23 protein-coding genes are annotated in these 20,170 nt (G+C 41.8%); 3 read left to right on the top strand and 20 right to left on the bottom strand.

Annotation, left to right across the window (positions count from 1 at the left end):
* Nucleotides 1-43 precede the first annotated feature (43 nt).
* Nucleotides 44-1,489, top strand: a complete 1,446-nt coding sequence (locus FGK98_RS06715) for a UDP-N-acetylmuramoyl-L-alanyl-D-glutamate--L-lysine ligase (protein ID WP_084926076.1) — start codon at nt 44-46, stop codon at nt 1,487-1,489.
* 31 nt (nt 1,490-1,520) lie between these two features.
* On the opposite strand, the gene FGK98_RS06720 is transcribed toward FGK98_RS06715, so the two are convergent.
* From FGK98_RS06720 to FGK98_RS06795, 16 genes are all read right to left on the bottom strand, one after another.
* Nucleotides 1,521-1,721, bottom strand: coding sequence for a CsbD family protein (locus tag FGK98_RS06720; RefSeq protein ID WP_000051186.1), 201 nt, complete (start codon nt 1,719-1,721; stop codon nt 1,521-1,523).
* Between the two features lie 101 nt (nt 1,722-1,822).
* The gene (locus FGK98_RS06725; protein WP_138100569.1) at nt 1,823-2,473 is read right to left on the bottom strand and encodes a DUF1803 domain-containing protein; all 651 of its coding nucleotides are present in this window, start codon (nt 2,471-2,473) and stop codon (nt 1,823-1,825) included.
* Complete coding sequence (locus tag FGK98_RS06730) at nt 2,457-2,969, bottom strand: YiiX/YebB-like N1pC/P60 family cysteine hydrolase (RefSeq protein ID WP_138100570.1); 513 nt, start codon at nt 2,967-2,969, stop codon at nt 2,457-2,459. Before FGK98_RS06730 ends, FGK98_RS06725 begins: the two co-directional genes overlap by 17 nt.
* A gap of 85 nt (nt 2,970-3,054) precedes the next feature.
* Nucleotides 3,055-3,990: a manganese-dependent inorganic pyrophosphatase gene (locus FGK98_RS06735; RefSeq protein ID WP_138100571.1), complete on the bottom strand. Its 936-nt coding sequence runs from the start codon at nt 3,988-3,990 to the stop codon at nt 3,055-3,057.
* 85 nt (nt 3,991-4,075) lie between these two features.
* Entirely contained in the window at nt 4,076-4,360 is a 285-nt protein-coding gene (locus FGK98_RS06740; RefSeq protein WP_138100572.1) for a GIY-YIG nuclease family protein, read from the bottom strand.
* Nucleotides 4,350-5,096: a tRNA1(Val) (adenine(37)-N6)-methyltransferase gene (locus tag FGK98_RS06745; RefSeq protein WP_138100573.1), complete on the bottom strand. Its 747-nt coding sequence runs from the start codon at nt 5,094-5,096 to the stop codon at nt 4,350-4,352. Before FGK98_RS06745 ends, FGK98_RS06740 begins: the two co-directional genes overlap by 11 nt.
* Nucleotides 5,097-5,129: 33 nt before the next feature.
* Nucleotides 5,130-5,489 (bottom strand): S1 RNA-binding domain-containing protein, encoded by a 360-nt coding sequence (locus tag FGK98_RS06750; RefSeq protein WP_038805977.1) that lies wholly within the window; start codon nt 5,487-5,489, stop codon nt 5,130-5,132.
* Between the two features lies 1 nt (nt 5,490).
* Nucleotides 5,491-6,891 (bottom strand): bifunctional Cof-type HAD-IIB family hydrolase/peptidylprolyl isomerase, encoded by a 1,401-nt coding sequence (locus FGK98_RS06755; RefSeq protein ID WP_138100574.1) that lies wholly within the window; start codon nt 6,889-6,891, stop codon nt 5,491-5,493.
* An 81-nt stretch (nt 6,892-6,972) separates the two neighbouring features.
* Nucleotides 6,973-7,482, bottom strand: coding sequence for a GNAT family N-acetyltransferase (locus tag FGK98_RS06760; protein WP_138100575.1), 510 nt, complete (start codon nt 7,480-7,482; stop codon nt 6,973-6,975).
* A gap of 154 nt (nt 7,483-7,636) precedes the next feature.
* On the bottom strand, nt 7,637-7,876 hold the full coding sequence (gene rpsR, locus FGK98_RS06765; protein WP_000068664.1) for a 30S ribosomal protein S18: 240 nt from the start codon (nt 7,874-7,876) through the stop codon (nt 7,637-7,639).
* Between the two features lie 31 nt (nt 7,877-7,907).
* A complete protein-coding gene (ssbA, locus tag FGK98_RS06770; protein ID WP_000609594.1) occupies nt 7,908-8,378 on the bottom strand; it encodes a single-stranded DNA-binding protein SsbA in 471 nt (156 codons plus the stop codon).
* Between the two features lie 11 nt (nt 8,379-8,389).
* A complete protein-coding gene (gene rpsF / locus FGK98_RS06775; RefSeq protein ID WP_001151782.1) occupies nt 8,390-8,680 on the bottom strand; it encodes a 30S ribosomal protein S6 in 291 nt (96 codons plus the stop codon).
* Between the two features lie 153 nt (nt 8,681-8,833).
* Nucleotides 8,834-10,012, bottom strand: a complete 1,179-nt coding sequence (locus FGK98_RS06780; RefSeq protein WP_138100576.1) for an MFS transporter — start codon at nt 10,010-10,012, stop codon at nt 8,834-8,836.
* Nucleotides 10,013-10,138: 126 nt separating this feature from the next.
* Nucleotides 10,139-11,482: an asparagine--tRNA ligase gene (asnS, locus tag FGK98_RS06785; RefSeq protein WP_138100577.1), complete on the bottom strand. Its 1,344-nt coding sequence runs from the start codon at nt 11,480-11,482 to the stop codon at nt 10,139-10,141.
* 152 nt (nt 11,483-11,634) lie between these two features.
* Entirely contained in the window at nt 11,635-12,813 is a 1,179-nt protein-coding gene (locus FGK98_RS06790) for a pyridoxal phosphate-dependent aminotransferase (RefSeq protein WP_138100578.1), read from the bottom strand.
* Between the two features lie 9 nt (nt 12,814-12,822).
* Nucleotides 12,823-13,299, bottom strand: coding sequence for a cell wall elongation regulator TseB-like domain-containing protein (locus FGK98_RS06795; protein WP_138100579.1), 477 nt, complete (start codon nt 13,297-13,299; stop codon nt 12,823-12,825).
* A gap of 119 nt (nt 13,300-13,418) precedes the next feature.
* Here FGK98_RS06795 and FGK98_RS06800 point away from each other — a divergent pair, with 119 nt between their 5' ends.
* Both FGK98_RS06800 and FGK98_RS06805 read left to right on the top strand, forming a co-directional pair.
* Nucleotides 13,419-13,865, top strand: a complete 447-nt coding sequence (locus tag FGK98_RS06800; RefSeq protein ID WP_138100580.1) for a MarR family winged helix-turn-helix transcriptional regulator — start codon at nt 13,419-13,421, stop codon at nt 13,863-13,865.
* Between the two features lie 90 nt (nt 13,866-13,955).
* The gene (locus FGK98_RS06805) at nt 13,956-14,504 is read left to right on the top strand and encodes an NADPH-dependent FMN reductase (protein WP_138100581.1); all 549 of its coding nucleotides are present in this window, start codon (nt 13,956-13,958) and stop codon (nt 14,502-14,504) included.
* Between the two features lie 31 nt (nt 14,505-14,535).
* Here the strand turns inward: FGK98_RS06805 and yaaA are convergent, their stop codons facing one another.
* From yaaA to FGK98_RS06825, 4 genes are all read right to left on the bottom strand, one after another.
* Nucleotides 14,536-15,264: a peroxide stress protein YaaA gene (yaaA, locus tag FGK98_RS06810; RefSeq protein WP_138100582.1), complete on the bottom strand. Its 729-nt coding sequence runs from the start codon at nt 15,262-15,264 to the stop codon at nt 14,536-14,538.
* A gap of 79 nt (nt 15,265-15,343) precedes the next feature.
* The gene (locus FGK98_RS06815; protein ID WP_138100583.1) at nt 15,344-16,939 is read right to left on the bottom strand and encodes a hypothetical protein; all 1,596 of its coding nucleotides are present in this window, start codon (nt 16,937-16,939) and stop codon (nt 15,344-15,346) included.
* 11 nt (nt 16,940-16,950) lie between these two features.
* Nucleotides 16,951-17,361: a peptide deformylase gene (locus tag FGK98_RS06820; RefSeq protein ID WP_138100584.1), complete on the bottom strand. Its 411-nt coding sequence runs from the start codon at nt 17,359-17,361 to the stop codon at nt 16,951-16,953.
* A 104-nt stretch (nt 17,362-17,465) separates the two neighbouring features.
* Nucleotides 17,466-20,162: a cation-translocating P-type ATPase gene (locus FGK98_RS06825; RefSeq protein ID WP_138100585.1), complete on the bottom strand. Its 2,697-nt coding sequence runs from the start codon at nt 20,160-20,162 to the stop codon at nt 17,466-17,468.
* Between the last annotated feature and the right edge of the window lie 8 nt (nt 20,163-20,170).

Raw genomic sequence — 20,170 nt, forward strand, 5'->3', positions numbered from 1 at the left:
TTGTTACTTGTAAAATTCAGACTTGAAGTTTATAATAGAAAGTATGATAAAGATTGAAACCGTATTAGATATTTTAAAGAAAGATAGTCTCTTCCGTGAGATTATTGATCAGGGACATTACTACTACAATTACAGTGATGTCGATTTTGATAGTATCAGTTACGACAGTCGTAAAGTAAAAGCAGGCACTCTTTTTTTTGCAAAAGGTGCTACCTTTAAAAAAGAATACCTTCTTTCTGCTATAACTCAGGGCTTAGGTTGGTATGTAGCTGAAAAGGACTACGAGGTCGGTATTCCTGTTATTGTCGTGAACGACATTAAGAAAGCCATGAGTTTGATTGCCATGGAATTTTATGGCAATCCACAAGAAAAACTCAAAATTCTCGCTTTCACAGGGACAAAAGGAAAGACAACAGCGGCCTATTTTGCCTATAACATCTTGGCTCAACATCATCGCCCAGCTATGCTGTCTACCATGAATACAACCTTAGATGGTAAGACCTTCTTTAAATCTGCCCTCACAACTCCTGAGAGCATTGATCTCTTTGATATGATGGCTCAAGCTGTTCATAACGGAAGATCCCATCTCATCATGGAAGTCTCCAGTCAAGCCTACTTGGTTAAGCGAGTCTACGGCCTAACTTTCGATGTAGGAGTGTTTCTCAATATCAGTCCTGACCATATCGGTCCGATTGAGCATCCAAGTTTTGAAGATTACTTCTACCACAAACGTCTCTTGATGGAAAATAGCCGAGCAGTTGTCATTAACAGCGACATGGACCACTTTTCTGTGCTAAAAGAACAAGTTGAAAATCAAGAGCATGATTTCTATGGTAGCCAGTCAAGTAACCAAATCGAGAATTCCAAAGCCTTTAGCTTTTCCGCTACAGGTAAACTCGCTGGTGATTATGATATTCAACTCATTGGCCACTTTAACCAAGAAAATGCCGTTGCAGCTGGACTTGCCTGCCTTCGTCTAGGTGCCAGTCTAGAGGACATCAAAAAAGGAATCGCTGCGACCCGAGTTCCTGGACGTATGGAAGTCCTCACGCAGAAAAATGGAGCCAAGGTCTTCATCGACTATGCCCACAACGGGGACAGTTTGAAAAAACTCATCAATGTGGTTGAAACTCATCAAACTGGGAAAATCGCTCTGGTTCTCGGTTCGACTGGAAACAAGGGTGAAAGTCGTCGCAAAGACTTTGGACTCCTTCTCAATCAACATCCTGAGATTCAAGTCTTTCTCACCGCTGATGATCCAAACTATGAAGATCCAATAGCGATTGCAGATGAAATCAGCAACTACATCAGTCATCCTGTTGAAAAGATTGCCGATCGCGAACAAGCCATCCAGGCGGCAATGGCTGTTACAAGTCAAGAACTCGATGCCGTGATTATTGCTGGTAAGGGAGCTGATTGCTACCAAATCATCAATGGAGTAAAAGAATCCTACCCTGGTGACTCAGCTGTCGCAGAACGTTATCTATAAAAAAATCAAGGGAAACATTCCCTTGATTTTTTTAGTCTTCTTTCTTAAATGAGTTTTTAAGACCTTCAACGGCACCTTCTACAGCACCTTTAGCATCTTCAACAACTTCTTTTGCTTTGGCAACTGTTTTTTCTACAGTACCTTCTGCTTCTGTTTTGCTATCGCCAGTAACTTTACCAAATCCTTCTTTGATAGCACCAGTTGCTTGTTCCAATTTATTTTCAAGTGACATAGCTCTGTCTCCTTTGCTTTTAATACGATAAATGTTATCGCTTACATTCAGTTTATGCTTATTCTTTAGTAAAGTCAAACAATCTGCTCAAAATGAAGCAATTAAGGTAAATAAAAAGTCAACCGCTCCTTGTCAAAATCAACCGCCAACTCATACTTCCCTTCTTCGTTTTGCACTACATAGTCCAAGACGACTAGACTCTCAACGAAGATATCACGGCGTTTCTGCAAAAGTTGATCTTTTTTGAGAAACTTCAGTAAAAAAGTCGTCATATACTTGAGGGCGTACTCAGGATTGACATCTCCCAAAATGGCATAGAGTTCCTGCTGTTTTTGTGTCAAAGGATATTGATGTTTGATCTTGTAGAAATAATTCGACAGGGTCATCTTTTCTCTTGCAAAATCCGTAGATTCGACTAGAATGGCTGCATTGGTTTGATTGCGCAATTCTGTCTCAAAAGTCTTCTCTAGCAAGGCTTGATAAACTGGACTATCCTCTCTGACAAAAATTTCTTGGTCAAGGGATAGATTACCTATAGATTCTAGAAAAGGGAGATTAAGGGAATAACGTTTGTTTTCCCTTACGATCAAGCCTGCCTTTATATACTCTTCCATGAGTTTATCAACTGCCACATCTGGAAACTGAGCCTTGATTTCTCGTAGAATCACATCGTCATGCTGGTCCAGATAGTCAACCAAATCTATAAAAAATGGCTGTCGAGTCAAACGGGAGGGATTAAAAATCTGAATCATGAAGATTCCTTTCTTTACATTCTAAAAGAGAAGATGCTGCTAGTTGACTAGGATTGGTCCCTGGTTGATTCAGAGGTACAGGAAGTTCGAGTTTCCTGTAATATTCCCTCCAAAAATCACTAATCTCCTGCTCCCCGTCTCCAAATTGCATCGGAATGGTCTCAAAAATAGGGAGAATTTCAGCGATGTACTGGGAGCAGTAAAAGCCAGACCCATCTGAATAAAAAGAGGCATTATAGGGTGCACCTAAATGTTTGCTAGCTCTCATCTTCACCAAATCAGTTTCTATCTCTGGGTAGATATAGAGATCGTAGAGATGAGTTGGTTCAAAAAATTCAGCCGGTTCTTGACAGATGACCCCTGCTTGCCCACTAGCATGGTAGATCAAACCGTCCAAAAAGATAGCTACATGACTATAGTTCCCAGTAGAATCCTGGATGGCCTGCCCCATATCTGAAAGGTCCTTCACAAAAATCAAATCGCCATTTTCTAACATCTTTCTCTCCTAGAAAAAAAGGAGCCGAGACCCCTTTAGCTATATGGAAACAAGTGTTTCCACATTTCAATCATCACTCAGGCTATTAGCCATTAAAGCTTTCTGTCAACTGAGGCACCACTTGTTTCTTACGTGAAACAGCACCTGGAAGGAAAGCGTGGTTGTTTTCAAGTTTAAAGTTGAAGGCAGCTTCAACCTTGCCCATATTTGATCCAAGAGCCAAAATTTCTGAGTTTGAGTTCACAATATCAGTAATCATCAAGACAAAGTCAGAGTAGCCGTTTGCAGCATTAGCTGCTTGCATTGCTGCTTCGATTTCAGCTTGGCGTTCCAAGACTTCAGCAATATCAACTGTATTGACTTGGGCAACACGAACCTTATTTCCGTTGAGTTCAAAAGTCTTAGCGTCGATATCAATCAATTCTTCAGCAGATTTACTAGCCAAGTTTGTACCAGCCTTCAGCATCGCGAGGCCGTACTCTTCCAAGTTCACACCTGCTAATTCTGCCAATTCAGGAGCAATAACTTTATCAGATGGGTGTGTTGTTGGTGATTTCAAAAGAAGGGTATCTGAAATCAAACCTGAAAGCATCAATCCTGCGATTTCTTTAGGAACTGCTACACCATGTTCTTTGAACATGCGGTAAACGATAGATGAAGCTGATCCAACTGGTTCCAAGCGCATGTAAAGTGGGCTTGCAGTTTCAAAGTTAGCCACACGGTGGTGATCCACTACTCCGTAAACTTCTACTTCAGCGATATCTGACACTGATTGTTGGAATTCATTGTGGTCAGTCAAGATAACTTGCTCTGCACCTTCTGCTTTAGCAGATGTGATGACGCGTGGTGCTTCTACACCAAAATAGTTCAAAACAAAGGCTGTTTCTTCATTTGGAGTACCAAGAGCAACTGCTTCTGTGTCCAATCCATAAGCTTCTTTTGCAAGGTAAGCAAAGGCTACAGATGACCCGATGGCATCTGAGTCTGGATTTTGGTGACCAAATACTAGAATCTTAGACATGATAATACCTCTTTAAATTTATTCATCTTATTTTAGCATTTTTTTTCTCTTTTGACAAAAGTAAGAGGAGTCAAAGGACTCCTCATTAGATGTCAATATGATTGACTAGATTTTTTTCTTGATTTTCGGATAAAAATCGTTCTTTCTGTGGTCTCTTCTTACGTTTGAGAAGAGCCTCTGCAGACATGGCTTCTTCCTTGCTGGCAAAGCCTTCTGTATAGACGAGTTTGACTGGCAAGCGAGCTCGGGTATACTTGGCTCCCTTACCACTATTATGAACGGCAATGCGCCTCTTCACATCCGTTGTATAGCCCGTATAGTAAGAACCGTCACTACACTCCACCACATACATGTAGGCCTTATGATCCATAGTAAATCTCTTGAATTTCTGGCGTGTAGGAACCATCGTCATTGTGAACAATGAGTGGTGGCAGGACCTTGAAACCACTTGTCGATCCATCCTTGATAGCTTCGATTAAGAGCATATTGGCCTCCTTCTGTCGTTTAGGATAGACAAATTGCAGGCGCTTGGGTGCCAAATTGTGGCGTTGAAGCATGTCTAAGATATCCAAGAGCCGATCTGGACGATGAACCATGACCAAACGACCATTAGACTTGAGAATACTCTGAGCACTTCGACAAATTTCTTCTAGGTTAGTCGCAATTTCGTGTCTTGCCAGGAGGTAGTGTTCACTCTCATTGAGATTGGAATGCGGATCTACCTTGAAATAAGGCGGATTACACAAGATCATATCCACCTTACTTCCTTGGATGTGAGCAGGCATATTTTTCAAATCATCGCAGATGACCCGCATCTGCTCTTCCAAACCATTCAACTGAACCGAACGCTCTGCCATATCCGCCAAACGCTCCTGAATTTCTACAGAGAGGATTTTTGCCCTTGTACGACTACTTGCAAAAAGTCCCACTGCACCATTTCCAGCACAAAAATCCACTATTAAGCCATTTTTAGGAAAGCGTGGAAAGCGTGACAAGAGAACACTATCCACCGAATAGCTAAATACTTCTCTATTTTGAATGATCTTGATATCTGTCGAAAAGAGCTGGTTGATGCGCTCTCCTGGTTTTAATAATTGTTCTTCCATATATTGATTTTTAAAAATACGAAATCTAATAGACTAGTTTTTCTCTCTCAGATTGTTGAGGGCTTCCTTTGTCCAGATTGGCATCATTCGCCCAAGTGGTGCAAAACCATGCTTGATACGATCATTTGAAAAACGTCTCCGTCTTGGTAGCTGGTGTTTTTCTTCCTCCAGAGTGCGAATAGATAGACTAGCTTTACCTGAAAATTCGTCTAAATCAACAACCTGAACTTGCACTTCTTCACCAATTTTCAAAACTTCATAGATATTTTCGATAAATCCTGTCCGAATCTCTGAAATATGAATCAGCCCAATCACCCCTGTCTCTAACTCGACAAAGGCACCATAGGGCTGAATTCCTGTAATACGCCCCTTTAGCTTATCACCAATTTTCATCCTAGTCCTCAATTTCAATCGTTTCAATTACTACATCTTCAACTGGCTTGTCCATAGCACCAGTTTCAACAGCTGCAATGGCATCCAAGACTGCAAAAGATTCTGCATCTACCAATTGCCCAAAAACAGTGTGACGACGGTCAAGGTGAGGAGTTCCACCTTGCTCTGCATAGATCTCAGCGATTGGTTCAGGCCAGCCACCACGAGCAATCTCTTTTTTAGAATAAGGCAAATGTTGATTTTGCACGATAAAGAACTGGCTGCCGTTGGTATTTGGACCAGCATTGGCCATAGAAAGGGCACCACGGATATTATAGAGTTCTTCTGAAAATTCATCTTCAAAAGAGTCACCGTAGATTGACTCACCACCCATACCTGTACCAGTTGGGTCTCCGCCTTGGATCATAAAGTCCTTGATAATGCGATGGAAAATCACTCCATCATAGTAACCATCTTTTGAAAGAGCGACAAAGTTTGCTACTGTTTTAGGAGCATGTTCAGGGAAGAGCTTGATACGCAAGTCTCCGTGATTTGTCTTAATAGTCGCTAGAGGACCTTCTACTGTTTCAATGTCTACTTGTGGGAAATGCAATTCTTTTTCTACCATACCAAATCCTTCTAAGGCATCAAAAATGCCATCTTCTTCTACTGTTTTTGTAATATAATCTGCTTTTTCTTTGATCTTTTCGTGGGAAACTCCCATGGCAATGCTAATTCCTGCATAATCAAAGAGTTCCAAGTCATTGAGGCCATCTCCAAAGACCATGACATTCTCTGGTTTCAATCCTAGGTGTTCTACAACCTTTGCCACACCAGCAGCCTTTGAGCCTGCAATTGGTACCACATCAGATGAATGTTCATGCCAACGCACCATGCGAAGTTTATCCGACAATGAATCTGGCAAGTGCAAGGCATCTCCTTCATCTTCAAAGGTCCACATCTGATAAATATCTACTTTTTCATGAAAGTCAGGATCCACATCCAAGTTTGGATAAATCGGATCAATCGCCTCACTGATCATTTCTGTTCGAGTGGAGAGTTTAGCAGCATGACTGCCAACCAAACCATATTCAATCCCCTCTTTCTTAGTCCAAGAAATGTACTCTTCTACATTTGACTTCTCAATCTGATTTTGATAAATAATATTTCCTTTTTTATCTTCTATATAAGCACCATTCAAGGTCACAAAAAAGTCAGGCTTGAGTTCACGAATCTCTGGAACAACACCAAAAATACCGCGCCCTGAGGCAATTCCTGTCAAAATCCCTTTTTCACGCAACTGCTTAAAGACAGTAGGAATTGTATCCGGAATAAAACCTGTCTTTGACGCACGTAAGGTATCATCAATATCAAAAAAGACAATCTTAATTTTCTTTGCCTTGTATTTTAATTTTGCATCCATCTCTCTACCTCTTTCAATCTAACTCTTTCCATTATACCATAAAGTAGAGAAATCCCACATCTCCAAAAAAATCGCTATCTCTTATTCTAATTCCTTGGATAAGTACAGAACTAAATCATCATTATTTTGAATAGTGGCATTCATTTCCAAAGGTTGGTTTCGATACCAGACACCCGTACCATCTGGAATATAGCCGCGTTTGATGTACAATCTCTGAGCAGGACCATACCCTGAATGAAGCCCAACTCCAAGCGTCACCTTATCGGATATAAGTTTTACTCGTTTTTCTGCTTCTTCTATCAAGAGATTTCCAATACCTTGATTTTGAAAGGGTTCAAAGACATTGAAATCTGAGAGTTCTGGAGCACTTCCAGCAAAGGGCCCTTGCTTGGCAATTGGTAAAATAGTAATGTAGCCCGCTACTACACCAGTAAGGTCAGCAATTAACACTTCCCTCTCTCCACTTTCCTGCTCCTTAAAATATCGAGTTAAAATTTCCTCTCTACTTGGCCAACCTTGGCTAGTAAATCCTCGAGATAGATCTTTAATGTCAGATTCTTGCATTTTTCTAATTGAACAAGTCGTCTTCATAAGATGCTCCTTTAAAAATTCCTACTATCATTATAGCACGTTTATAGAAAGAAAAAAGACCCATTGGGGTCTGAAAAAGAGGTCCAATCGGACCGAACTCGCCTTCTCATTTAAAAACTCGTGAAAAAAAGACCCGTTAGGGTCTTTTTTTTCTTTAATCTTCGTTTACGAAAGGCATCAAAGCCATTACGCGAGCACGTTTGATAGCTGTTGTTACTTTACGTTGGTTTTTAGCTGAAGTTCCTGTTACACGACGAGGAAGGATTTTCCCACGTTCTGAAACGAAACGGCTAAGAAGCTCAGTATCTTTGTAATCAACATATTCAATTTTGTTTGCTGCGATGTAATCAACTTTTTTACGGCGTTTGAATCCGCCACGACGTTGTTGAGCCATGTTTTTTCTCCTTTATAGTATTAATTGTCCATTAGAATGGTAAATCATCATCTGAAATATCCAAAGGATTTGTTGCTCCAAATGGATTTTCATCACGTGAAAAGTCTGGTACTGATTGTGTAGGTGCTGTATAACTAGCAGTTGGTGCAGAATAAGCTCCACCTGTATGTCCCTCACGCACACTACGGCTTTCCAACATTTGGAAATTATCAGCCACGACTTCCGTTACGTAGACACGTTGTCCTTGCTGGTTATCGTAACTACGAGTCTGGATACGACCTGTGATCCCGATAAGAGAGCCTTTTTTAGCCCAGTTAGCAAGATTTTCAGCCTGTTGGCGCCACATAACGACATTGATGAAATCAGCCTCACGTTCGCCATTTTGACTCTTGAATGTACGGTTTACTGCAAGAGTAAAAGTCGCAACTGCTACATTTGATGGGGTATAACGCAACTCAGCGTCACGTGTCATACGCCCTACAAGTACAACATTGTTAATCATAATTTACCTTCTTACGCGTCAAGTTTGACGATCATGTGACGAAGAATGTCAGCGTTGATTTTTGAAAGACGGTCAAACTCTTTAAGAGCTGCGTCGTCGTTTGCTTCAACGTTAACGATGTGGTAAAGTCCTTCACGGAAATCTTGGATTTCGTATGCAAGACGACGTTTTTCCCATGATTTTGATTCAACAACAGTTGCACCGTTGTCAGTCAAGATAGAGTCAAAACGTGCTACCAAAGCGTTTTTCGCTTCTTCTTCAATGTTTGGACGAATGATATAAAGAATTTCGTATTTAGCCATTGATATGTTCCTCCTTTTGGTCTAATGACCCCAAGACTTTGCAAGGGGTAAGTGAGGTTTGCTCACAATTAACTATTATACTAGAAATACTAATAGATAGCAAGAGAAAAATGTAAAATAACTCTATTGCTTAGAAATGACATTCTCTTTCAGTTATAAAGCTCTGGCCATCTTTTTCAAAACGAAAAATAGCAAAAGACTCACCATTACTAAACTGAGCCCCAAGTAAAGGAAAGCTACTACAAAGCCTAGAGAATCAATCAGCCACCCCGTTAGAGGAAAAATAACAATCATACTCAGGCTGAACATCATGGAGTAGACACTTAGCATGGTTGCCCGTACCTCACTTGGGAGTCGCTTTTGTAAATCGTTGTCAAAAATCGGTTGAAAGAGAGCATATAAGGCGTTACTAATCAAGTAAATCAAAATATAAATTAGAGATGTGCCAATGTAGGAAAGCAAGTAGGTCACTCCCGTCAAGAGTACAAGAATTGGAAAGAGCTTTAAGGCTGAATACCTCTTTCCAATCTTACTCGCTAGATAAACTGCCCAGATATTCAAAACACTACCGATTAGCATGACCATCGAAATCTGCCAACCTTCTAAGTCAGGCAGTTGATTTTGATAGTAAAAATAAAACATGCACATCAGAGTTCCGATGATTTGGGACAGAATCATCCAGCTAAAAAGACTGGGATTTCTCTGCAACTCCTCTTTGACAGTCCAAATAATTTTTTTCATGGTCAGACGCTCAGATTTTTGCGCTTTAATACTAGGCTCTTTTAACATCCAAGTTAGGAAAAGAACGATTATAGAAGTGGCAATCATGATATAGTAGGTCAAGTGTAATTGACCATGAACAAAAAATCCCGCTAAAACGGTCCCCAAAGACCGAGTTCCTTCTGCTACTCCTGACATAAAACTTGAGATAGACAAGTAGCGCTCTTTTAATCCAGCCTCCACGGCCGAATCATAAACCATGGCTGCACTCGTCCCCGAATCAAAATTATAAGACAAGGCACTCACCACCATCGCGAGGGCATAAATCCAAAAATTACCTTGCCCTACTAACATGAGAATAGACGACGCAATTCCAGCTATTCGACTTAAATACAGGTTGGTTTTATATGAATAGCGGTCAGCTAACATTCCAGAAGGAATTTCACAAATGACACTGGTAGCATGAAAAATACTTTCCAATAAGCCAATCTGCCAAAGTGACATCCCATTTTGACTGAGAAATAAAATCCAAAAGCTAGTAATACCCAGAAAGGCAAAAAATTCCACTCCAGCCATGAGACCGATATTCTTCCGATAATTTGCTTTAAACATCATTTCTCCTTTAACAAGTGTATATATCCTTGTGTTTGTCACTTGTTAATTCTAACTTTACATGTTCCTCACCTCTTCCTTCAAGTATTATGGTATTTTGAAAAAACGCCCCTAGGGCGTTTCTTTTTATGGTTTGATACGGTGCAACATACGTGGGAATGGAATCGCTTCACGGATGTGTTTTGTTCCAGCTGCAAAGGTTACCATACGCTCGATACCGATACCAAATCCACCGTGTGGAACAGTACCGTATTTACGAAGGTCAAGATAGAATTCGTACTCTGTACGATCCATACCAAGTTCATCCATCTTAGCGACAAGGGCATCGTAATCTTCCTCACGCATGGAACCACCGATGATTTCTCCATAGCCTTCTGGTGCTAGCAAGTCAGCACAAAGCACGCGCTCTGGATTTCCAGGAACTGGTTTCATGTAGAAGGCCTTGATAGCTGCTGGGTAGTTCATGACAAATGTTGGCACACCAAAGTGGTTCGAAATCCAAGTTTCGTGTGGTGAACCGAAGTCATCTCCATGTTCCAAATGCTCGTAGTCAGCATCAGCATCGTTTTCATGCTCTCGCAAGAGGTCAATGGCTTGATCATAAGTGATGCGTTTGAATGGCTCTGCAATGTAGCGTTTCAAGAGTTCTGTATCACGTTCCAAGGTTTCCAAGGCTTGTGGTGCACGATCCAAAACACCTTGGAGAAGGGCTTTAACATAGGCTTCTTGCAAGTCAAGTGACTCGTCATGTGTCAAGTAAGAATACTCCGCATCCATCATCCAGAACTCAGTCAAGTGACGGCGCGTTTTTGATTTTTCAGCACGGAATACTGGACCAAAGTCAAATACGCGACCAAGAGCCATTGCACCCGCTTCAAGATAAAGCTGACCTGACTGGCTCAAATAGGCTGGGGTTCCGAAGTAGTCAGTTTCAAAGAGTTCTGTTGAGTCTTCTGCCGCATTTCCTGAAAGAATTGGGCTATCAAATTTCAAGAAACCATTCCTGTCAAAGAACTCATAGGTTGCATAGATGATAGCGTTACGGATTTGCATGACTGCTACTTGCTTACGAGAACGGAGCCACAAGTGACGGTTGTCCATCAAGAAGTCTGTTCCATGTTCTTTTGGAGTGATTGGGTAATCTTGTGATTCACCGATGACTTCGATGTCTGTGATATCGAGCTCATAGCCAAACTTAGAACGCTCATCTTCTTTGACAATCCCTGTCACATAAACAGAAGTCTCTTGGCTCAAGTGTTTGATCGTTTCAAATTTTTCAAGGCCTACCTCTTCACCAAATTTTTCAATAAAGTTTGGTTTGAAGGCGACTCCTTGGAAAAAGGCTGTTCCGTCACGCAATTGCAAGAAGGCAATTTTCCCTTTTCCTGATTTGTTGGCAACCCAGGCTCCGATGGTCACTTCTTGACCAACGTAGTCTTTTACATCGATAATTGTTACACGTTTTGTCATAATCTATCTTCCTTTTTTCGTTTAACTTGTCCGAAGACATCATTACCCACTATTTTACCATAAATAGACTGTGATAGCTAGGTTCTACTAGAGAAAATTCGCGAGATTTTCGATACAAAAAATCTTCGCTAAAAAGGCGAAGATTCTAAGTTTTATTTTTCCATAAATTGATGCAAACGGCGAATAGCTTCTTTCAAAGTATCCAAGTCTGTGGCATAGCTGAGACGAACATTTTCTGGTGCTCCAAATCCTGCTCCTGTAATCAAGGCAAGACCGACTTCCTCAAGAATAGCCGTTGTAAAGTCCGTCACATCGGTATAGCCCTTCATCTCCATCGCTTTTTTAACATTTGGGAAAAGATAGAAAGCTCCTTGAGGCTTGACAACTTCAAATCCTGGCACTTGGCACAAGAGAGGATAAATGGTATTCAAACGTTCCTCAAATGCTTGGCGCATAGTTTCGACAGAGTCTTGTGGTCCAGTTAAGGCTTCAATGGTAGCATATTGTGATACAGCAGTCAGGTTTGAGGTTGTTTGACCTGTTAGCTTGCTCATAGCAGCAATAATCTCTGGATTTCCTACTGCATAACCTACCCGCCAACCAGTCATGGCATAAGCCTTAGAGACACCGTTGATAACAATAGTTTGCTTGCGAATCGCTTCTGACAGACTAGAAATTGGAACAAATTCATTTCCGTTATAAACCAGACGTCCGTAGATATCATCTGCTAGGATGAGAATATCATGTTCCACAGCCCAATTTCCGATGGCTAGCAATTCGTCACGAGTGTAAATCATACCGGTCGGATTCGATGGCGAATTGAGAACCAAGACCTTGGTCTTATCTGTTCGGGCCGCTTCAAGCTGCTCGACTGTTACTTTAAAGTGATTGTCTTCCTTGGCTTGGACAAAGACCGGCACACCTTCTGCCATCTTGACTTGGTCTCCATAACTGACCCAGTATGGTGTAGGGATGATGACCTCATCACCTGGATTGACCACAGCCATAAAAAAGGTATAGAGAGAGAACTTAGCACCTGTGGCAAAGGTAACCTCGTTGGCTGCTACGGAATAGCCATAGTAGCGTTCAAAATAGGTATTAACCGCTGCCTTTAAGTCTGGTAGACCTGAAGCAACTGTATAAAAGGAAGCTCGACCATCACGAATCGCTTCCACCGCCGCATCCTGAATATTTTCAGGAGTATGAAAATCTGGCTGTCCCAAGGTTAAGAAAAGAACATCTTTTCCTTGAGCTTTTAATGCTTTGGCTCTTGCATCACTGGCTAGAGTGACACTTTCTTCCATTTCTAGTACACGCTTGGATAGTTTCATATGCCCTCCTTATTGGATCACTGCTCCTGTTTCAAAGTCCACCAGATAGTACTGGTTTCCAGACTTAACTTCCCAAATCGGCTTGTCCTGATAGCGACCAAAGGTGACTTTGTCAATGTCGCTAGCTCCTTTTTCCCTCGAAATCGTCGCCGCCTTGTCTTGAGAAATCCCCTTATCTAGCTGATAAACGTAAATCTTGTGGTCATTCTTTTCGATTAGCACGGCAATGGCCTCTTGCTTTTTATTATGCCCCAGAAGGCTGTAATAAGCTTCCGAACCATTAAAAAAATCAACCTGATCTGCTTTTTCTAATTCTGCATACTGCTTGGCCAGTTTTTCTCCCTCAACCCTAGCATCTTGATAGGGTTTCATGCTGAGGGAAATCAGGTAAAGAAAGGATCCAGTCAGCACTAGTAGCACCAAAGAAATGCCGATTCCGTATTGTATAAGTAGCTTGTTTTTTGCTTTTTTCTGTCTTAGTTTCACTCGTCTATTTTACCATCTCTCTTCCTTTATTACAAGTGAAGACAGGAACATTCTGAGATAATTTCCCTATAAAATCCATGCCTCTTGTATTTCTATTTATTTATTGATAGAATACCCTTATGAAACAATATTTGAAAGAAAAAATTTTCCAAAATCAATTAGACTTGAAAACGGCTATCGTTCTCAATAAAGCGATGCGAAGTTTTAAACCTTATGAAACCAAGGCTGCCAAAGAACACGGACTAACCCCTACTCAATTTTCCGTTCTGGAGACTCTCTATAGCAAGGGAGAACTGCGCATTCAGGATTTGATTGAAAAAATTCTAGCCACTTCTGGAAACATGACTGTTGTTATTCGAAACATGATTCGAGATGGGTGGATTTCTAGAACTTGTGACCCAAAAGACCGTCGTTCTTTTTTCCTGAAACTAACACCAGCTGGACGCAAAAAAATTGAAGAGGTTCTTCCTGACCATATTAACTCTGTTGTAGATGCTTTTAGTATCTTAGAAGATGGAGAAAAAGAGGATTTGATTCGGATTTTAAAAAAATTTAAAAATTTGTGAGCAAAATTATTGCTAATTAGTATTATTTGTTGTAACATAGGTGGTAACAAAAGAGTTCGCTCTTTAAATTTTAACTAAAGGAGACACATCATGTCTAAAAAAGTACTATTTATCGTCGGATCACTACGCCAAGGTTCTTTCAACCACCAAATGGCCCTCGAAGCTGAAAAAGCACTTGCTGGCAAAGTGGAAGTTAGCTATCTTGATTACTCAGCTGTTCCTCTCTTCAGCCAAGATCTCGAAGTTCCAACTCATCCAGCTGTAGCTGCCGCTCGCGAAGCTGTCCTTGCAGCCGATGCCATCTGGATCTTCTCCCCAGTCTACAACTTCTCTATCCCTGGAACAGTGAAGAACTTGCTTGACTGGCTCTCGCGCGCCCTTGACTTGACAGATACACGTAGTGCTTCTGCCCTCCAAGACAAGTTTGTTACTGTCTCATCTGTAGCCAATGCAGGTCACGAGCAACTCTTTGCGATTTACAAAGACCTCTTGCCTTTTATCCGTACACAAGTCGTTGGTGACTTTACTGCCGCGCGTGTCAATGACTCTGCTTGGGCAGATGGACAATTGGTGTTAGAAGAAACAACTGTTTCATCCCTTGCCAAACAAGCTGACAACCTTCTTGCAGCCATCAATTAATCAAGCAAAAACCAGCTCATGCGAGCTGGTTTTATGCTTGTTTCACAAAGACGAGTTCTAAGTCACTTGATAAATCAGGTCGGTAGTCAAAGCCTGCGAAGCGGAGCTTACGAGCTTGCTCAACTGTTTGAACTTGCCCTTCTATCAAGGCGGTTAAAAAGGCACCCCGAGCTTTCTTGGAAATAGTTGAATGAATTTTCAGCTGCCCAGCCTTGTCCTCCATAAATTTGAAGGTCACCATCTTTTCTCTGATTTCCTTTGAAAATACTGTTTCAAACTCTGATGACAAGAGAGAAAATATCAAGTCCTCATCCTGTAGGGCCTCATCGTAGGCTAGTTTCCAATGGCTCTTTAGGGTTTTACCAGCCACTTTTAACTTCATCAAGAAATCCAAACGGTGAGGAGCCATAGGTGATAAGGCTGGAACAACACCATACAAAGCTGAGGTAATCAGGACATGATCTTCCAGATAGGCTTGTTCATGCTCGGTCAATTTATCTCGTTTGATGTGGCGATACATGAGACCATCAAATAGTTTCAAAGCTGGATAGTTTTTGGCTCTTTGTTCTTTTAAGGCTTGAATGCGTTCATATTCCTCTTGCGCTTTTTCGGCAGAGATTTTGTAAAACTTCTCTAGTTCTTGAGTAGAGTAAGACGCTAGTTCATCTAGAACAGCCTGACTTTCTTTTCTCAAGGGAGTCGCTACTATACTAGGAAGATTGGTGTTCATTTCTTTTGCTGTTGGGATTAAAATTTTCATATTGTTAGTGTAGCATATTTTTCAATCACGACCAAGAATTTCATCTTAAAAACCTCGGTTTATACCAAGGTTTCTTTGTTTACTTCACTTTAAAGGTCTTGAGGTAATTATCTTTTCCAACTTGACCTTCGAAGGATTGGCCATTTTCAAGGTAAGGAAGGTCGTCTGATACGTAGGCCTTGACCTTGTAGATTTTGCCATCAACTTTAAAGAAGTAGACGGTGTCTCCCTTGATGACAGCTGATTTCAGATCCGCAACCACACCCTTGATATTTTCTATCGTTTCATTATCCAGCTCGAGGTCGTTTTTATTGGCATATTTGCTGAGGAGTTCATCTACTGTAGCTGCTACGATGACGTTTTGGTACTCCACTGCATCGACCAAAGCATACTCCTTAACCAAGCCTGCATTGTCCTTCAAGCCCATGATATAGAGCGGTTTGTCGTTGAGATTGACAAGGATAGGGAAGGTCGCCTTGTAGGCTTTCTCCTGCACGGCTCCTTCTGCGGACGCACGGGCAGATTCTTCGGTTGCTGATGCTAGATTGTACTTGGTGATTTCACCAGTTCGCATGTTTTCAAGGATAAAACCTAGATTACTTTCGTCAGCATTTGCTGAAGTCACCCCCGTGTAGAGATAAATGTCATTTCCGATAGAAAGATAGTTATAGCCCTCTGTCGTTTGGGTAACATTTTTCTTAGAAATCAAGGCATTCCAGAAGCCGTCTTTATACTTGCCGTTGTAGTTGATTTGTTCGATGGTTTCTTCGGCCGGATAGACACGGTCCACCCATTCTGGCACTTCATCCAAGCTATATTCCTTGGTTTCTCCATTAGCAGCATCCAAGATAATAACAGATGAAGGGCGAGGCACTCCAAGACCAAACTGTTTTTGATAAACGGTTGCTACATAGAAAGGATTGCCTTCATCATCCACCTCAAAGGACGGAGTTTTAAAAATCTTGGTCGGATACTTGATTCGAAGATGACGTTTGACGTCACGGTTAAAATACTCAGAGTCCGAATACTTCATCGGTGTTTTTAAATCCACCAATTCCGCATTTCCTGTCACCATATCAACCTTGATATACTCGCCAATTCCCTTGGCTTGATTGTTGAACCATTTGATAGGGTCTGCGTATTCTAGTGGCGTAACCCGATAAGGTTTCCCATCAATCGTCAGTTGGGTATAGGTATCTGCTGCTACGTACTGGGATACCTTGTCCGTCAGAGAGCCTAGATAACGGTCTCCAATCTTTTCTGCAGTGCTTCGATCCAAGATTGGAACCTTACTGGTATCACTCTTAGGAAAGTCTTTAAAGTCTTTTTCTGTGATAGAAACCACATTGGCATAGTTTTTAGCCTGGAAAAAGCTAGAGGTCACTAGACTTACCAGACCAGCAAGGACAAAGATAAGGCCTGCAGCCAGCAACAATCCTCCACCTAATTTATTAAAATGAAGCCCTTCTAGATTGAGTTCGTTGGCAACCTTGCCATGACGTACGTGAACTGTCTTGAAAGGATTGGTATCCCTTCGGAAACTAAACAAAATCCCCATCACCACCAAATGACCACAGAGGAAAAAAATACATTCCCAGCTGGTGAGATTGAGTGGTGGTAAAAAGATATACCAGGTCGTTGCGATAAAAACAATTTCAAAAAGGATGCGTTTCATCTGAGTTCCTCCTAAATAATCCGTCCTTCCAAATGATCCAGTTCATGTTGGCATATTTGAGCTGGAAAACCTGTTAGTGTAATAGTCCGTTCCTGCCACTTGCTATCGCGATAGGATACCGTAATCATTTCATATCGAGTCGTCGTTCGAACCCCAGTCAAAGATAAACAACCTTCCTCCGTCTCGTAAGCTCCCTCAAAAGACAAAAGAACGGGGTTAAACATGACCATAGGAACCAGTCCAAGATTAAAGATAATCACGCGCTTCTGCGCACCAATCATATTAGCCGCCAGACCGACACAGGTCTCGCGATTAGCCAGCAGGGTATCCTGCAAATCCTTAGCCAGATAAAGGTCTTCCTGACTTGCAGGTTTCGAGACCTGCGACAAGAATAAGACATCTCGGACAATTTTCTTTTCCATTCTCTTACGCTCCTTACAACTTTACTTTATTATAGCACAAAAGGGGGCAACTTCTAGTCCTTTCCCTCAAATGCAAAAAAAGCCATCCGAAGATGACTTTCTTTTTAAATCGCGTTCTTATCAAGACCAAGTTTACGTTGAACAAACTTAACGATTTCGACAATGATAATCATTGAGAAGCTTCCAGCCATGACAATTCCCCATTGTGACAAGTCTAGTTTGGTTACGTGGAAGATACCTTCAAGTGGTTCTACGACGATCGTTGCCATAAGAAGAATGAAGGATACCAAGATAGACCAGTTGAAAGTCTTAGACTTGAATGGTCCAACTGTCAAGATTGATTGGTAAACAGACTTGACGTTGTAGGCATGGAAGAGCTGGATCAAACCAAGTGTTGCAAAGGCCATGGTGAGGGCATCCGCATGAATTGCTTTATTATCTCCCACATGGACTGGATAGGCAAGAGCAAGACCATAAACGGTCAAGACGAGAGCCCCTTGGAGTACACCTTGATAGATAATGGAACTCATGACCCCACCTGAGAAGAAGCTTGATTTGCGTCCACGTGGTTTGTGGGTCATAACACCAGGCTCAGCTGGTTCAACACCAAGAGCAATGGCTGGGAAGGTATCGGTTACCAAGTTGATCCACAAAAGATGAACTGGCTGTAAGACATCCCAACCAAACAAGGTTGATAAGAAGATAGTTAATACTTCAGCCGTATTGGCAGAAAGTAGGTATTGAATAGTCTTTTGAATGTTTGAGAAGACCTTACGTCCTTCTTCAACTGCGACGATGATGGTCGCAAAGTTATCATCCGCAAGAATCATGTCAGATGCACCCTTAGAAACCTCTGTACCAGTGATTCCCATACCGATACCGATATCAGCTGTTTTCAGGGCTGGGGCGTCATTAACACCGTCACCTGTCATGGCAACGACCTTACCTTGGTTTTGCCAAGCTTTCACGATACGAACCTTGTGTTCTGGAGATACACGCGCGTAAACAGAGTATTGACCAACTACTTTTTCAAATTCTTCATCAGAGAGTTCGTTGAGCTCAGCACCAGTCAAGACATGGTCTTCTGAGTCATTTTCATCGATGATTCCCAAACGTTTGGCAATGGCTTCCGCTGTGTCTTGGTGGTCACCAGTGATCATGATTGGACGAATTCCTGCTTCCTTAGCGACACGAACTGCTTCTGCCGCTTCGGCACGCTCAGGGTCAATCATCCCAATCAAACCAGTAAAGATCAAGTTGTTTTCCAGTTCTTCAGAAGTCAAGTTTTCTGGAATGCTATCAATAATCTTATAAGCACCTGCAAGGACACGCAAGGCTTGGTGAGCCATTTCAGAGTTATTTGTGTGAATTAAGTCATTGACTTGATTATCAATCGGAGCGACATCTCCAGCTTTATCACGAGAAACACAACGTTTCAAGAGTTGGTCAGGAGCTCCCTTGACTGCCACTAGGAATTTCCCATCTGGCAATGGATGAACCGTTGACATGAGCTTACGATCTGAGTCAAATGGCAATTCAGCCACACGAGGATATTTCTCTAAAAATCCTTTAACATCATAGCCCTTATCCAAGGCATACTGGATGAAGGCTGTTTCGGTTGGATCTCCGATCAGGTTTCCTTCTGCATCAATCTTAGTATCATTAGCCAAAACAACAGAACGAAGAAGAGGCATTTCAAGACCTAGTTCAATATCATCAGCTGAATCATGTAGGACTGCATCATAGAAGACTTTTTCAACTGTCATCTTGTTCATAGTAAGCGTACCAGTCTTATCAGAAGCGATGATCTCAGTTGAACCAAGCGTTTCAACTGCTGGCAACTTACGAACGATAGAGTTTCGTTTTGCCAAAACTTGAGTACCAAGGGCAAGAACGATGGTCACGATAGCAGGAAGTCCTTCTGGGATGGCTGCAACAGCAAGCGCAACAGAGGTCATCAACTCACCAAGTGGATTTTTACCTTGAATAAAGACTCCAACTACAAAAGTAACAAGGGCAATAACCAAAATTGCATAGGTCAAGACCTTAGAGAGGTTGTTCAAGTTTTGTTTGAGTGGTGTATCCGTCTCATCCGCATCTTGGAGCATGCCAGCGATATGACCCACTTCTGTGTACATACCTGTATTGACAACAACACCAAGACCACGACCATAAGTCACGTTTGAGTTTTGGAAGGCCATATTGACACGGTCACCAATACCAGCATCGGTAGCGAGTTCTACAGTCAAATCTTTTTCAACTGGAACAGACTCACCTGTCAAGGCAGCTTCTTCGATTTTGAGTGAATTGGCTTCTAGCAAACGTAGGTCTGCTGGTACTACGTCACCTGCTTCAAGGGCAACGATATCTCCTGGCACCAATTCTTTGGAATCAATCTCTGACATGTGCCCATCACGAATAACGCGAGCAGCTGGACTAGACATAGACTTGAGGGCTTCGATGGCTTCTTCCGCTTTTCCTTCTTGGTAAACACCGAAGGCTGCATTGATGATAACCACGGCTAGAATAATGATGGCATCTGCGATATCTTCTCCACCAGAAGTTACGACTGACAAAATAGCCGCAGCAACTAGGATGATAATCATCAAATCCTTAAACTGTTCTATGAATTTAACCAAGAGAGTTTTTTTCTCACCCTCCTCGAGTTCATTGCGCCCATATTCAGCTAGGCGTTTCTGCGCTTCGCTTGACGAAAGACCTTGCTCAGTTGCTTCAACCGACTTCAAGACCTCTTCAGGACTCTGAGTATAAAACGCTTGGCGTTTTTGTTCTTTTGACATGTGTCTCC

Source organism: Streptococcus australis, from assembly GCF_901543175.1.
GTDB classification, from domain to species: Bacteria; Bacillota; Bacilli; order Lactobacillales; family Streptococcaceae; genus Streptococcus; species Streptococcus australis_A.